The following is a 14,586-nucleotide window of genomic DNA, read 5'->3' as shown; positions in this document are numbered from 1 at the left end:
ATTTAACCTACCATGTTATTAAGTTGCAGAAGCGGCTGTAATATTGACATCACAATAAAGAGAACAATGGTCGCCATGGAGACCACCAGCGCCGGTTCAAATACCGACAGCGTTAAGGTAATACGATGCTGTAATCCCGATTCCTGATTTTCGGCGGCGCGATCCATTAAGTTGCCTAATTCACCGCTCTCTTCGCCGGAGGCAATCATATACAGCATGGTGGGGGGGAAGAGCTGCGCCTGCTCCAGGGCGGAACAGAGCGATGCCCCCTGGCGCACGGTATCCGCCGCCTGCTCCAGCACCTGGCGGGCATAGAGGTTTTCAATCCCGTCCATCGCGATATACATCCCCTCCAGAAGCGGAACGCTACTGGCCTGCAATATGCTCAGGGTGCGGATGTAACGCGCGCTGTTGATGGCGCGAACCAGCTTTTTAATCGGGGCATTTTTCACCAGCCAGCAGTGCCAGATGAAGCGATTGCGGGTTTTCTTCAGCCAGCCTTTAAAGCCGATCGCGCCCGCCGCCAGCCCTCCGCCAATGATCATGCCGTACGCCTGCAGGAAATCGCTGACCGCAATCAGCGTGCGGGTGGTCATCGGCAGCTGCTGTTTCATATGGGTAAACTGCTCGATCACCTGCGGCACCACCGCTACCAGCAAAATACTGATGACCGCAATGGCTACCACCGTCAGGGTGATCGGGTAGACAATCGCCTGGGTGAGCTTACTTTTCATCTTCTGGCGCTGTTCGTTGTACTCCGCCAGCTTCTCCAGTACATCGCCGAGGTGGCCGGTTTTTTCTCCGGCCATCACCAGGGTGCAGTAGAGCTTGTCGAAGGTGCGGGGAAACTGGCTGAAGGCGTCGAACAGCGTATGCCCTTCCACCACCTTGTCGCGAATGTCACTCACCATCGCCGCCAGCTTTTTATCCTCCGACTGCCGGGCAATGGCCTTCAGGGCGCTCTCCAGCGGCAGCGCGGCGTTCACCAGCGTCGACAGCTGGCGGGTAAACATCGACAGGTCCGGCGTTGAGAGCTTGATCCCTTTCTGTGCGCTGCCGGCAGCGGATTTTTCCCGGGTCAGGGTAATGGTCAGCGGCATCAGCTTTTGCTCGCGCAGCGCCTGACGCACCTGCTTTTGCCCCTCGGCCTGCAGGGTGCCGCGCCGGGTTTTACCCGCCGCGTCGGTCGCGGTCCACGCATACCATGCCATTATTCCTCACCCCCACGTTCGGCGGTGACGCGCATCACCTCTTCCAGCGAAGTGATGCCGGAGATCACCTTCAGCAGACCGTTTTCGCGCAGGCTGTGCGCCTGTTTGAAGAGCTGGGTTTCGATCGCCATTTCGTCTTTATCTTCATGGATCGCCCGGCGCATGGCGCTGTCGACCACCAGAAACTCATGGATCCCCGCACGTCCCTGATAGCCGCTCTGGCGGCAGTGCTCACAGCCCACCGCGCGCCAGATCGCCTTCGGGGTAATGGCCATAAAGCTGAACAGCGCTTTTTCATTGTCATCCAGCGGACTGGTGGTGCGGCAGTGGGTGCAGAGCCGACGCACCAGACGCTGGGCAATGACACCGAGCAACGATGATCCGATTAAAAAGGACTCCAGCCCCATATCGCGCAGACGGGTAATGGCCCCGGCGGCGCTGTTGGTGTGCAGGGTGGACATCACCAGGTGACCGGTCAGGGAGGCCTGCACCGCGATCTGCGCGGTTTCGCCGTCACGGATCTCGCCGATCATCACCACGTCCGGATCCTGGCGCAGGATGGCGCGCAGGCCGCGGGCAAAGGTCATGTCCACGCGCGGGTTAACCTGGGTCTGCCCTACCCCTTCCAGCTCGTACTCAATCGGATCTTCGACGGTCAGGACATTGCGTTCATGGCCGTTCAGCGCCGACAGGATGGCGTAAAGGGTGGTGCTTTTCCCGGAGCCGGTCGGCCCGGTGACCAGGATAATGCCGTGCGGACGGGCAATCAGCGCCTTGAGCTGGGCCAGCTCGTGATCGATCAGCCCCAGCTTATTAATGTCCGGCTGGAGGTTGCTTTTATCCAGCAGACGCATCACCACCCGCTCGCCATACTGCGACGGAATGGTGGAGACACGCACGTCGATGGCCTTGCGCCCGATCCGCAGCGAGATACGCCCATCCTGCGGCAGGCGTTTTTCGGCGATATCGAGCTTCGACATGACCTTAATGCGCGACACCAGCAGCGGCGCGAGCTTGCGCGCCGGTTGCAGCACCGGTCGCAGCACGCCGTCGACGCGAAAGCGGATGCTCAGGGTGCGCTCAAAGGTTTCAATATGAATATCTGACGCGCCGTCCTTCACCGCTTCGCCAAGAATGGCGTTGATCAGGCGGATCACCGGCGAGTTTTCGTCGTTATCCAGCAGATCTTCGTTGTCGGGGATCTCCTCGGTTAACGCCAGCAGGTCGATATCGGCATCCATGTCGTCCACCAGCTGCTGGGAGACACCGCTGTTCTGCTGCCAGACCTTCGCCAGCATTTCGTCGAAGGCGTCTGCCGTCAGAATGGTCGGGGAGAAGGATCGCCCCAGCACCCGGCGCATCTCCAGCAGGGCAAACGCCGGAGCGTCGTCGCGCATCCAGACCTGCCCCTGATAAAAGAGGATCCCGTGCTCCCGGGCGTAGTTACTACTGCAGAGATCGTGACTCAGTTGCATTTCGTCCATGTTGCGCCTCGTCCTTACTCTTTAAAGGGGTTGCGGTTTTTCACCGTCGCCGTGCCTGTCATCGCCGGGTAGTCGGGCAGAACGGCATTGCCTTCAGGGGCGACGATGCCGAACTTGCTCTCTTCCAGCCGCTGCTGCTGACGGGCGCGGATCTGGTCATATTTCTCTTTCGACGACGCGCTGTAGGTGTCGTCGTCGCGCAGAACGGTGGTATGAATAAAGACCATCAGGTTGCGCTTCGAGGTGTCCTGGGAGGTATAGCGGAACAGCTGCCCCACCAGCGGAATATCCCCCAGCAGCGGCACCTTCGAGACGTTCTGTTTGGTGACGTTCTCCATCAGCCCGCCGAGCACCACGGTCTGCCCGCTGTGGACCATCACTTCGTTATTGATGGTACGGGTGTTGAAGGTTGGGCCGAGGCTCGCATCTTCGGTGGCGCTGGCGTCAACGCTGGAGACTTCCTGCTCAATCTTGAGGTGAATGATGTCGCCGTCGTTAATCTGCGGCACAATCTTGAGCTTGGTGCCGACGGTTTTCCGCTCCACCGAGTTAAAGACGTTATCCCCGCTGGTGGTCTGCGAGCCGGAGAGTACCGGCACATCCTGACCGACGTTAAATGACGCCTCTTTGTTATCGAGGGTGACGACGCTGGGCGTCGACAGGATGTCGTTTTTACCGTCGGTGGAGAGCGCGGTCATCAGGGCGCCAAAATCGCCGTTAAAGAAGCCGGTCGCCATGCCGGTAAAGCTGGCGCCCTTCAGGGTACCTGCTTTTACCTGGCTTATCGGCAGACCGGTGGCGCCAAACTGCACCCCGCCGTGTTTGCCGGTCCACTGCACGCCGAGGTCGAGGCCGTTACCGTCCTGCACTTCAGCAATGATCGCCTCCACCAGCACCTGTGGGCGGCGGATATCGAGCTTGTCGATAACCTTTTCCAGCGAGTTCATGACGTTGGGCTGGGCGGTGATCACCAGCGAGTTGGTGGCTTCATCCGCGGTAATATTCAGCTCGCTGCTGGCGGACGGGGTTTTACTTTTCGCCGCGCCCGCTTTGTCTTTCAGCTGCTCACCAATCCCGGTCAGCACCGGCACCACTTTGCTGGCGCTGGCATACTTCAGGTAGAAGACCCGGGTATTGCCTTCGTTATTCTGTTCGCGATCGAGCTGGCCAATCAGCGACCGGGTACGCGCCCGGCCATCTTCCGGGCCGCTGATGATCAGGCTGTTGGTTTCATCATCGGCCACCACTTTGGTCGTCAGCTGCGGCGTGTTCTGCCCTTTCTGCTCTTCGTTGTTGAGGTTGTTCAACATGTCGCTGAGCGATTTCGCCGAGGCATAGCGCAGCGGCACGATTTCGCGGCGCTGCACGCCGGAGCGATCCACGCGCCCGACCAGATCCACCAGCCGGTTGACCACCGAGGCTTTACCGGTTAACAGCAGTACGTTGGACGGTTCAAAGTGCACGACGTTGCCGATACCGGAGGCGTCGTTCAGCTGGCGCAGCAGCGGGGCCAGTTCACGTACCGGTACGTTTTCCATCCGCACCACGCGGGTGATGATCTCGTCGCCCTTGCCGGGGTTTTTGCTGTCGGCCAGCGGTACGCCGGCGGTGCGCGCCACCGTGGAGCGCACCACCTTCACCATGCCGTTATCCATCGGGATCACCGACAGACCGTACAGATCCAGCACGCTAAGAAAGAACTGATAATATTCCTCTTCCGTCAGCACGTTATAGGTCTTAACCGATACGTTTCCCTGCACGGAGGGATCGACAAGAATGGTTTTATTCAGGTTGCGACTTACCGTATCAATAAATTCTCGGATATCGGTATTTTTAAAACTGGCGCTAAAGTTCGCCGCCATCACTGAATTTGAGATCAACGACGCGGCGGTCAGCGCGATACATGCCCAGGGAAATTTCTTCATCACATTACACTTGTTAATTGTTTAAAACATTAACCCGAATATTTTCAAGGTGAGCGTGGCGTCTGACTACGACTTCCGCTTCTCTCATTTTCGACCAGCTGGCAATAATACTTTTCGCCTGCTCCGCCCGCGTCATATCGACGGCGTTCACTTTCACTACCACATCCCCCTTTTCCAGCCCGCTATGGCTAAAAAAGGAGGAGGCATTTTTCGGCTTTATTTGATAGCCGCCGAGCTGGCCTTTATCCATATAAGGCTTCAGCACGAAATAGTCGTCGAGGTGTAAATTATCGCCCCCGGCATCGTTTTTCGGTTTTGGCACCGGAGAGGGATTTACCTCCCCTTTAAAATAGTCGGGACGCTTTAACGCCAGCACCTGACGATCCCCCTGATAATTCACCACCACATTGTCGGGATTGATCTCTTCAATCCACGCATCGCTGTAGCCCGGGAGACTCTCGCCTTCGCGGTAACTTTGCTGTCCGTTAGGCGTTTTGATCACCGCGAAGGAGAGCCAGGCTTCATCGCTGCTGATAATCCCGTCAACCTCAGCCGAAATTGACTTTTTCTCCGCCTGCTGCGGCGTGGTCTGATTAACCGCAGGCTGAAACAGGGCAAACGTCTGTCCCTGTTGACCTGTGCGGGGCTGCTCTGGCGCATTACCCGGGACGGGGTCCGTGCCTTTTTTATAAGCTTTAAAGACGACATATCCCTGATGACCGCTAAACAGCAGTAAGACAAACATCACGCAGGGCGCAATAAATCGGGAATAGAGCTGCATTTTCATTATTTAACGGGCCTTTTAGCAAATGCAGGAATTTGCAGCCTGGCGCTGCACCTGTAACACCCGAAAATAGTAATAATGCCGGCCTGATGGCTCCATCTGCTTTGCCATTAACTTTAATGCAGAAAAATATTGACCCTTAAAAACCCCGGTGTTAAGCGGTTATAAAAGGTTATTTTTCTCCTGCGGAAAAATTGACCCACTGCGTCGCCTCTCGTACTTTCCTGGCTGAATATCAGTGATATGAATTACCAGGGTGAAGCGTTATGTATCAGAGTCATTTTAAATTTGTCCGCCCGCCCTTCAGGAGTGCGACCCGCGCCTGTGGCGACTTCTTTGCGTCTTATCATCAGGATGTCTTCGGCATGCTGGCAGAGAAGTCGACCCTTGCCGGTATTGCGGCCCTGTTCAGCGATGACGAGACGCTACTGAACGCTTTCACCGGTCAATTACTGGTAACCTCTCCTGCGGGGGTGGCGATTAATGCCTTTCCGACCCTGAGCGCGAAAGCCCTGCTGTATAAACTCAGCGCCAGCGCAAAAGAGGCCAAAAGCAGGCTGCACGCCATTGATGCCGTGCTGCATCAGTGGCAGGAAAAATACCCCGCCTGCAAAACAACCGGCCTGGTGCTGACGATCGCCGCCGTTCAGGCGCTGCGGGATAATGGCTGGGACACGCTGGGGATGCTGCTTTCACGCGCGCAGGAGTGCGGGCTGCCGCTGACGCTGGTGTTGACCGGCACGCCCGACCAGGACGCGCGTCTGATGACCCGTTCCGGCCTGGCGTCCCGCGTGCATACCCGCCATACGCTGCGCCCGCTCACCTGCCGCGAAACATTGCGCTATGTTCAGGCGCAGACGCTGGAGCATGGTGCCGACACATCGCCCTTTAGCCCTGCCCGCGTGCGCCGCATGCATGCCCTGAGCCACGGCTCCGTCAGCAAGCTGAACGCGCTGGCGCACCTGTCGCTGCTGGCAGCCTGGACCGAACGTGCCGCCGCGGTAGGCTCACGTCATCTGCGCCTGGCGGCGGGTGAAGTGCTGCCGCGCCCCACTCATCGCAAAACGCTGGCAACGGTTGGTCTGTTTGCCAGCGTGCTGTTTGCCGCCTGCGGCTGGCATTTCTCCTCCACTCTCAGCGCCATGCTGCCCGTGCAGCCGCCGGTTCCTGCGAGCTGGAAGCGGTTGACTCACGCCCCGCAAGCCCCCGTACAGCCACAGATGGACAATGAGGTGGTCAACCTGCCGGACGCCATGCATCAGCTCTACGCCATGTGGGGCTATGATCCTTCCGCAGAAGAGGCGCTCTGTCAGAATGCCGCCCGGGTGAACCTCGCCTGTAAGCAGGGCAATGCGCCGCTCGCCACGCTGGAGAAAGGGGGCTATCCCTGGGTGAGCGAACTGAAAACCGGGGATCACCTGAATTATGCGGTGGTGGCGCGGGTGGGTGCAGATTCGCTCGATCTGCTGATGAATAACCGCACGTGGCAGGTGAAGCGCAGCTGGTTTACCACCCATGCGACAGGAAACTATACGTTATTGCACCGTCTTTCCCCGGCAGGGAAAACGGCAATCGGGGCGGCCAGCAGCAGCGAGGATGTGCGCTGGATCGATGCCCAACTCAGCCAGGCCCTGCACGAGCCGGAAACGCACGCGCAAACATGGACCCGGGCGCTGGTGAAGCGAACCCGCGAATTCCAGTCCAGCGCCCGGCTCAACGTCGACGGTATGCCCGGCGAAGAGACGCTAATGCAGCTGATGCGCATCAATAACACCACACCCGCGATTGTAACGCCGGTGACGGATACTCCCCCGCAAACGCTGGCGAAAGGAAAAGCCCAATAATGTCCACGATTTGTCTTGCTGCACAGCGCAGCTTCCAGACCGGTGAGGCGGTCTGGTTCTCTTATCGCCTTCCCTCACTGACCAGGATCGCCTTCACAAGCCTGATCAGCTTATGCTGCCTGGGCGCGATGCTGGTCGCCGGGCTGTACGCGCACCTTTACTGGCACCTGCGCCACCCGACGCCCACACCGCAGCCGGTAAGCGTCGCCCAGCCTGATACTCAGCTCTCCGATATGCATTATGTCTACATCTCCAGACCCTTCCCGGCGCCGCAACCTGAAGCCGCGGAAGTCAACGCCCCGCCGCTGCCAAAGAGCGATCCGCTGGTAATGGACGCTGGCGCCGACTGGCAGCAGCCCCCGGACAGCGATATCTCCAGCGAACCCTTGCCCGACACGCATGTCTCGCCGCCCGAAACCGGGTCAGGCTCGTTGAAAGCGCGGTTTATGCAGGCCCTGAAAGAGCAACAGGAGGATTATTCGCAGGGAAAAATGCCCGGGGATCCCGTTGACGAGACGCAATCCGGTACGCTGACGGGGGAGAGGCTTATCGATCGGACAACGACGTTAAGATCCGAGCGCATATCGGCGCAAGGGCCAACGACAGGGCAAAAAAAATCTCCATCGGCGTTAACCCATGGAGATCTGAAGCAGGATGTTCAGTAGCGTTCCGGCAGGCTGGTAATATTTTTCAGCTTACCTTTTTCCACCACAATATAGTGACCTTTTTTCAGGTCTGAGAGGATTTTAATAATCGTGCTACGGGCCAGGTTGGTATATTCCTGAATATAGTCATAAACATTGACGTCACGATTCTGGTAAATAATTAATTCATTAATTTCCAGCAAAAATTCACGCACCACAGAGTACGCGCTGCGGGCAACCAGAATATCATCACGCTTGCTGAGCAGGCCAATATACCAGACAAGGATTTGGCTGAACTGCGGCCAGAGATTTTTCTCACCGATCAGGCGCTCAAACTCATCTTTCCTGATGGTGCGAATAACCGTCGTATCGCGGGCAATACCATACATATACGACGCTTTATTGTAGATAGATGAGACACCCAGAAAACCCGCGCTGCGCATGGTAAACATACTTAACTCATCGGAGACACGACGAATTTCGACTTCGCCGCTAATGACGATATGGATGTAGTTCACATCCGCGGTAATGATTTTCTGCCATTTCTTTAGCGTTTTTTCTGGATATTCAGCGGTCGCCGCAATAATAGCGTCTATCGCTTCCTGCGGACGACAGTTTTTTCCATATATGCTTAACATTATTGTGCCTGTTATTAATTGTAGATAAAAGAGCCACTGCGAAAGTGATGTCGCAACGGATATACGAGACCGAGTCCAGATAAAATAAGAAGATATATTCAGATGAGAGTAAGTCTCAATCCATATTTATTTGCTGAATTGCTTAGCAAGCTATGGAGCTATCTTAAATGTGGGTACTTTTAAGTCAATTTACTAAAAGTTAATTTAAAATGAACTTAAGATTAATCTTAAGCCAATATGAGAAAAAAGCGCTAACCCACTGATTTTGAGGGCTAGCGCTGACCGTACTTTTCGAGTAAGGCTTCGGCAATAGCGACCGTTTCGACATCTGCCAGGCCATTCCAGACCTGCGGGCGGAAATGCATTTGAAACGCCATAATGACCCTTTTCTGCTGGGCCAAAGATATATTCTCCGGTACCTCGTAGCCGTACCGGGATAATAAATCGAGCAATACGGCCGGATCCGCAGGTTGATAACGTGGCTGTCCGTTCAGGTAAAACGCCACCCGGGCCGGATCCGGCCAGGCACCAATTCCCTGCTGCGCCAGCGCCTGCCAGGGAAACAGCGGCCCCGGATCGTCTTTGCGCTGCGGGGCGATATCTGCATGGGCCACCACGTTCTGCGGCTTGATGTCGTAACGCTGAATAATGTCCTTCGCCAGCGGGATCAGGGCGGCGATCTGCGCCGGCTCAAAGGGGACGAAGCGTTTCTGGCCGTCGCTTTTTTGCCAGCCACGGTTTTCCAGCTCAATACCAATTGAGGTGTCATTAATCCGGGTCGCGCCGCGCCAGAAGCTGACCCCGGCGTGCCAGGCCAGCTCGCGCTCCGGCACCAGCTGCCAGATCCGCGGCTTGCCGTTGTGCTGCGGCGGGACCGCCGGGATCAAATAGTGGGAGCTGACGTTTTTATCGGTCAGGGTCGCGAGGGAGCTGTCAAAGTCGTCGGCGGTGTAGTGGATCACCAGTACCTTAATACGGGGATAAGCCGCCTGGGCCTGACGCCGGGTATCCAGCTCATAGCCGCCTTTATCCACGACGCCTTTTTCAGTCGCACAGCCTGCCAGCAGCAGCGCCAGCAGGACGGGCACAAGGGCTGGCTTCATCGGCGCGTTTTCACCGCCGTACCGCTGACGCTGACCATCAGCATGCTGGCGTCTTTGCCGACGGTTTCGTAGTCGATATCGATACCCACCACGGCATCGGCGCCCAGCGCCTTCGCCTGCTCGCCCAGCTCTTTAAAGGCGATGTCACGGGCTTTGCGCAGCTCTTTCTCATAGGCGCCGGAGCGGCCGCCGACGATATCGCGGATACCGGCAAAAAAGTCGCGGAAGATATTGGCCCCGAGAATGGCTTCCCCGGTCACCACGCCGCAATATTCACTGATCGGCTGTCCTTCCAGAGTGGGGGTGGTTGAAAATTGCATATTTGTCTCCTTATTACATGCCGGGAACCAGGTCCTAAGCGTTTAAGAACAAAACCATTATCCGATCGTTACGCTATCATTTAAAGGTTAGTTAATTATTGCAGCCTAATAAGGAAATCAACATGCGCTATTCTGCTTTGACGCTTTTAGTGCCTTGCGCGCTGCTGCTCAGCGCCTGCACCACCCCGGTCACCCCGGCCTTTAAGGATATCGGAACCCGCAGCGGCAGCTGCATTACCGGCGGTCCGGATGCCGTGGCACAACAGTTCTATGACTACCGCATTTCGCACCGCAGCAACGATTTGACCGCGCTGCGTCCGTACCTGAGCGATAACCTGGCCCAGCTGCTGAGCGATGCCAGCCGCGATCCGCAGCATAAAAACCTGCTGAAAGACGATCCGTTCTCCAGCCGCACTATCGCGCCGCAAACGGCTGAAGTCGCCAGCGCCTCGACCATCCCCAATACCGATGCGCGCAATATTCCGCTGCGGGTGAAACTGACCCAGGGCAGCGAAAGCTGGCAGGATGAAGTGCTGATGATCCGTGAAGGCCAGTGCTGGGCCATTGATGACGTGCGCTACCTCGGCGGCAGCGTCCACGCCCCGGCCGGCACCCTGCGCCAGTCTATTGAGAACCGTTAAGCAGATAAAACCCCGCAAAATGTCTGGCATTTCGTGAGGAATGCCGACATTTATTCTCGTCGCCATCTCCGCTCGCTACTTTGTGCTATGTTTAGGGATAGATTCGGTTTATATTTAACTTTTAACGCATAAATATTGCATAACTATTCTGTCAACGGTACTATTTGCGGCCTCAATTGCTATAGATTGCCTGGATGAGTAAAGACTGCCCCGATGAGTATTCAACTAAACGGCATTAACTGCTTCTACGGCGCACACCAGGCGCTGTTCGACATCACACTGAATTGCCCTGAGGGCGAAACGCTGGTGCTGTTAGGCCCAAGCGGCGCGGGTAAAAGCTCGCTGCTTCGCGTCCTCAATCTGCTTGAAATGCCGCGCTCCGGTACCCTGGATATTGCCGGTAATCACTTTAATTTTGCCAAAGCGCCGTCTGAAAAAGCGATCCGCGATCTGCGTCAGAACGTCGGTATGGTCTTTCAGCAGTACAATCTCTGGCCGCACCTCACCGTTCAGCAGAACCTGATCGAAGCGCCGTGCCGCGTGCTGGGCCTCTCTAAAGAGCAGGCGCTGGCCCGTGCCGAGAAGCTGCTGGAACGTCTGCGCCTGAAGCCGTACAGCGACCGTTATCCGCTGCACCTCTCCGGCGGTCAGCAGCAGCGTGTGGCCATTGCCCGCGCCCTGATGATGGAGCCTGCCGTGCTGCTGTTTGATGAACCGACCGCCGCGCTGGACCCGGAAATCACCGCCCAGATCGTCAGCATCATCCGCGAGCTGGCGGAAACCAACATTACTCAGGTGATCGTGACTCACGAAGTGGAAGTGGCGCGTAAAACCGCCAGTCGTGTGGTCTATATGGAAAACGGTCATATCGTAGAGCAAGGTGATGCGAGCTGCTTTGCCCAGCCGCAGACCGACGCGTTCAGAAATTATCTGTCTCACTAATCGAATCGAGAGAACGACAATGAAAAAAATAGTGATTGCCGCCCTGCTTGCAAGCGTTAGCCTCTCTGCAACAGCCGCTGAGACCATTCGTTTCGCGACCGAAGCGTCCTACCCTCCGTTTGAGTCTATGGATGCCAACAACAAGATCGTCGGCTTCGATGTGGATCTGGCTAACGCCCTGTGTAAAGAGATCGACGCCACCTGTACCTTTGCGAACCAGTCTTTCGACAGCCTGATCCCAAGCCTGAAATTCCGCCGTATCGACGCGGTGATGGCCGGTATGGATATCACTCCGGAACGTGAAAAGCAGGTTCTGTTCAGTACTCCGTACTATGAGAACTCTGCCCTGTTCATCGGTCAGAAGGGTAAATACGCCTCTATCGAAGCGCTGAAAGGCAAGAAAGTGGGCGTGCAGAACGGCACCACCCACCAGAAATTCATTATGGATAAGCACCCGGAAATCACTACCGTGCCATACGACAGCTACCAGAATGCCCGTCTGGATCTGCAAAACGGCCGTATCGACGCGGTCTTTGGTGATAACGCGGTGGTGACCGAATGGCTGAAGGCCAACGACAAGCTGGCTGCGGTTGGCGATAAAGTGACGGATAAAGATTACTTCGGCACCGGCCTGGGCATTGCCGTGCGCCAGGGCAACACCGCGCTGCAGCAGAAATTCAACACCGCGCTGGAAAAAGTGAAGAAAGATGGCACGTACGATTCCATCTACAAAAAATGGTTCCAGAAGTAAGAACTGATGAACGAAATTTTTCCATTAGCAAGCGCCGCCGGGATGACCGTCGGCCTTGCCGTTTGTGCGCTGATCATCGGCCTGGTGCTGGCGATGATCTTTGCCGTGTGGGAGTCGGCTAAGTGGCGACCTGTCGCCTGGACCGGCTCTGCACTGGTGACCCTTCTTCGCGGCCTGCCGGAAATTCTGGTGGTGCTGTTTATCTATTTCGGCTCGTCACAGCTGCTGCTGATGCTGTCGGACGGCTTTACGCTCAATCTGGGCGTAGTGCAGATCCCGATTCAGATGCAGATCGAAAACTTCGACGTCAGCCCGTTCCTGTGCGGCGTGATCGCGCTCTCCCTGCTCTACTCCGCCTATGCCTCGCAGACGTTGCGCGGCGCGCTGAAAGCGGTGCCGGTGGGTCAATGGGAGTCCGGTCAGGCGCTGGGGCTGTCGAAAACGGCAATCTTCTTCCGTCTGGTGATGCCGCAGATGTGGCGTCATGCCCTGCCGGGGCTCGGCAACCAGTGGCTGGTGCTGCTGAAAGATACCGCGCTGGTGAGCTTAATCAGCGTTAACGACCTGATGCTGCAGACCAAAAGCATCGCCACCCGTACCCAGGAGCCTTTTACCTGGTACATCGTGGCGGCGGCTATCTACCTGGTGATCACGTTGCTCAGTCAGTACATTCTCAAGCGTATTGACCTGCGTGCGACGCGTTTTGAACGGAGACCAGGCTGATGCTGGATTACTTACCCGAACTGATGAAAGGGCTGCACACCAGCCTGACGCTGACCGTCGCCTCGATTATCGTGGCGCTGGTTCTGGCGTTGATTTTCACCATCATCCTGACGCTGAAAACGCCGGTGCTGGTGTGGATCGTGCGCGGCTACATCACCCTGTTTACCGGCACCCCGCTGCTGGTGCAGATCTTCCTGATTTACTACGGCCCGGGCCAGTTCCCGACGCTGCAGGAGTATCCGGTGCTGTGGCATCTGCTCTCCGAGCCGTGGCTCTGCGCCCTGCTGGCCCTGTCGCTGAACAGCGCCGCCTATACCACCCAGCTGTTCTATGGCGCCATCCGCGCCATCCCGGACGGGCAGTGGCAGTCGTGCGGTGCGCTGGGGATGAGCAAGAAAGATACGCTGGCGATCCTGCTGCCGTACGCCTTCAAGCGCGCCCTCTCCTCGTATTCCAACGAAGTGGTGCTGGTGTTCAAGAGTACGTCGCTGGCCTACACCATCACCCTGATGGAAGTGATGGGCCACGGACAGCTGCTGTACGGGCGCACCTACGATGTAATGGTGTTTGGTGCCGCAGGGTTAATTTACCTGGTGGTCAACGGCCTGCTGACCCTGCTGATGCGTCTGGTTGAGCGTAGAGCGCTGGCGTTCGAACGCCGCAACTAAAACTGCATACAATGTGATTAAAGAAGGCGGACAAGTCTAACCACTGTCCGCCTTTTTTTATATTTTAGTAATATTTAATCATTTTTATTGCATACAAATTCATTCAATGGCATTGTAACTCCCAGCCGCAGACACGGCATATAACGACAAGATTGACAGACGGGAGCTTCACAATGAAAAAGTTAGTTCTGGCCGCTTTACTGGCAACCTTCGCCGCGGGCGCTTCTGCCGCCGATAAAATCAACTTCGGTGTTTCTGCGACTTATCCACCGTTCGAATCGCTGGATGCCAGCAACCAGATCGTCGGGTTTGATATCGACCTGGCGAAAGCGCTCTGTACCCAGATGCAGGCCGAGTGCACCTTTACTAACCACGCCTTTGACAGCCTGATCCCGTCTCTGAAATTCAAAAAATATGACGCGGTGATCTCAGGTATGGACATCACCCCGGAGCGTAGCAAGCAGGTGACTTTCACCGACCCGTACTACGCCAACTCTGCGGTGGTGATTGCGAAGAAAGGCGCTTACAAATCCTTTGATGAGCTGAAAGGCAAACGCATCGGCATGGAAAACGGCACCACGCACCAGAAATACCTCCAGGATAAGCACCCGGAAGTGAAAACCGTAGCCTATGACAGCTACCAGAACGCGATTATCGACCTGAAGAATGGCCGTATCGATGGCGTGTTTGGCGACACGGCGGTGGTAAACGAGTGGCTGAAAACCAACCCGCAGCTGGGCACCGCTACCGATAAAGTGACCGACCCGCAGTATTTCGGCACCGGTCTGGGCATTGCAGTGCGTCCGGATAACAAAGCCCTGGTGGAGAAACTGAACGGCGCCCTGAAAGCGATTAAAGCGGACGGCACGTATCAGAAAATCAGCGACCAGTGGTTCCCGCAGTAAGTT

At 56.5% G+C, this 14,586-nt stretch carries 15 protein-coding genes; 8 read left to right on the top strand and 7 right to left on the bottom strand.

What is annotated here, in order from left to right; all coding sequences use genetic code 11:
* Positions 1 to 2: 2 nt before the first annotated feature.
* From gspF to gspC, 4 genes are read right to left on the bottom strand one after another with little or no spacing between them, the layout of a single operon-like run.
* Entirely contained in the window at positions 3 to 1,211 is a 1,209-nt protein-coding gene (gspF, locus tag GNG27_RS07750) for a type II secretion system inner membrane protein GspF (protein ID WP_156263308.1), read from the bottom strand.
* Positions 1,211 to 2,686 carry a type II secretion system ATPase GspE gene (gene gspE / locus GNG27_RS07745; protein ID WP_370462894.1) on the bottom strand — a complete coding sequence of 492 codons (1,476 nt, stop codon included), beginning with the start codon at positions 2,684 to 2,686 and terminating at the stop codon, positions 1,211 to 1,213. Before gspE ends, gspF begins: the two co-directional genes overlap by 1 nt.
* A gap of 23 nt (positions 2,687 to 2,709) precedes the next feature.
* A complete protein-coding gene (gene gspD / locus GNG27_RS07740) occupies positions 2,710 to 4,620 on the bottom strand; it encodes a type II secretion system secretin GspD (RefSeq protein WP_156263307.1) in 1,911 nt (636 codons plus the stop codon).
* A gap of 13 nt (positions 4,621 to 4,633) precedes the next feature.
* Positions 4,634 to 5,407: a type II secretion system protein GspC gene (gspC, locus tag GNG27_RS07735; protein WP_370462888.1), complete on the bottom strand. Its 774-nt coding sequence runs from the start codon at positions 5,405 to 5,407 to the stop codon at positions 4,634 to 4,636.
* Between the two features lie 263 nt (positions 5,408 to 5,670).
* On the opposite strand from gspC, the gene GNG27_RS07730 reads away from it, so the two are divergent.
* Positions 5,671 to 7,248 (top strand): ExeA family protein, encoded by a 1,578-nt coding sequence (locus GNG27_RS07730; RefSeq protein ID WP_156263306.1) that lies wholly within the window; start codon positions 5,671 to 5,673, stop codon positions 7,246 to 7,248.
* Positions 7,248 to 7,913 carry a hypothetical protein gene (locus tag GNG27_RS07725; RefSeq protein ID WP_197090568.1) on the top strand — a complete coding sequence of 222 codons (666 nt, stop codon included), beginning with the start codon at positions 7,248 to 7,250 and terminating at the stop codon, positions 7,911 to 7,913. Before GNG27_RS07730 ends, GNG27_RS07725 begins: the two co-directional genes overlap by 1 nt.
* On the opposite strand, the gene GNG27_RS07720 is transcribed toward GNG27_RS07725, so the two are convergent.
* The 3 genes from GNG27_RS07720 to GNG27_RS07710 all read right to left on the bottom strand — a co-directional run bounded on the left by GNG27_RS07720 (position 7,907) and on the right by GNG27_RS07710 (position 9,953).
* Positions 7,907 to 8,530: a helix-turn-helix domain-containing protein gene (locus GNG27_RS07720; RefSeq protein ID WP_142488865.1), complete on the bottom strand. Its 624-nt coding sequence runs from the start codon at positions 8,528 to 8,530 to the stop codon at positions 7,907 to 7,909. The genes GNG27_RS07725 and GNG27_RS07720 overlap by 7 nt on opposite strands.
* A 272-nt stretch (positions 8,531 to 8,802) precedes the next feature.
* The gene (locus tag GNG27_RS07715; protein WP_142488864.1) at positions 8,803 to 9,633 is read right to left on the bottom strand and encodes an N-acetylmuramoyl-L-alanine amidase; all 831 of its coding nucleotides are present in this window, start codon (positions 9,631 to 9,633) and stop codon (positions 8,803 to 8,805) included.
* Complete coding sequence (locus GNG27_RS07710; protein ID WP_032617291.1) at positions 9,630 to 9,953, bottom strand: heavy metal-binding domain-containing protein; 324 nt, start codon at positions 9,951 to 9,953, stop codon at positions 9,630 to 9,632. Before GNG27_RS07710 ends, GNG27_RS07715 begins: the two co-directional genes overlap by 4 nt.
* Before the next feature lie 122 nt (positions 9,954 to 10,075).
* Between GNG27_RS07710 and GNG27_RS07705 the strand changes: the two genes are divergently transcribed.
* The 6 genes from GNG27_RS07705 (at position 10,076) to artJ (ending at position 14,583) form a co-directional block, all read left to right on the top strand.
* Positions 10,076 to 10,594, top strand: a complete 519-nt coding sequence (locus GNG27_RS07705; RefSeq protein WP_142488863.1) for a lipoprotein — start codon at positions 10,076 to 10,078, stop codon at positions 10,592 to 10,594.
* Between the two features lie 213 nt (positions 10,595 to 10,807).
* Entirely contained in the window at positions 10,808 to 11,536 is a 729-nt protein-coding gene (gene artP / locus GNG27_RS07700; RefSeq protein WP_059308406.1) for an arginine ABC transporter ATP-binding protein ArtP, read from the top strand.
* 19 nt (positions 11,537 to 11,555) lie between these two features.
* On the top strand, positions 11,556 to 12,287 hold the full coding sequence (artI, locus tag GNG27_RS07695) for an arginine ABC transporter substrate-binding protein ArtI (RefSeq protein WP_142488862.1): 732 nt from the start codon (positions 11,556 to 11,558) through the stop codon (positions 12,285 to 12,287).
* A 6-nt stretch (positions 12,288 to 12,293) separates the two neighbouring features.
* Positions 12,294 to 13,010, top strand: a complete 717-nt coding sequence (artQ, locus tag GNG27_RS07690; protein WP_032617286.1) for an arginine ABC transporter permease ArtQ — start codon at positions 12,294 to 12,296, stop codon at positions 13,008 to 13,010.
* Entirely contained in the window at positions 13,010 to 13,678 is a 669-nt protein-coding gene (gene artM / locus GNG27_RS07685; protein ID WP_142488861.1) for an arginine ABC transporter permease ArtM, read from the top strand. The genes artQ and artM overlap by 1 nt, the downstream gene beginning before the upstream one ends.
* Before the next feature lie 173 nt (positions 13,679 to 13,851).
* Entirely contained in the window at positions 13,852 to 14,583 is a 732-nt protein-coding gene (artJ, locus tag GNG27_RS07680; protein WP_142488860.1) for an arginine ABC transporter substrate-binding protein ArtJ, read from the top strand.
* Positions 14,584 to 14,586 lie beyond the last annotated feature (3 nt).

Origin of the sequence: Leclercia sp. 119287, assembly GCF_009734485.1 — a bacterium.
In the GTDB taxonomy this organism is placed as follows: domain Bacteria; phylum Pseudomonadota; class Gammaproteobacteria; order Enterobacterales; family Enterobacteriaceae; genus Enterobacter; species Enterobacter adecarboxylatus_C.
This window is presented reverse-complemented; position numbering and strand designations above follow the sequence as displayed.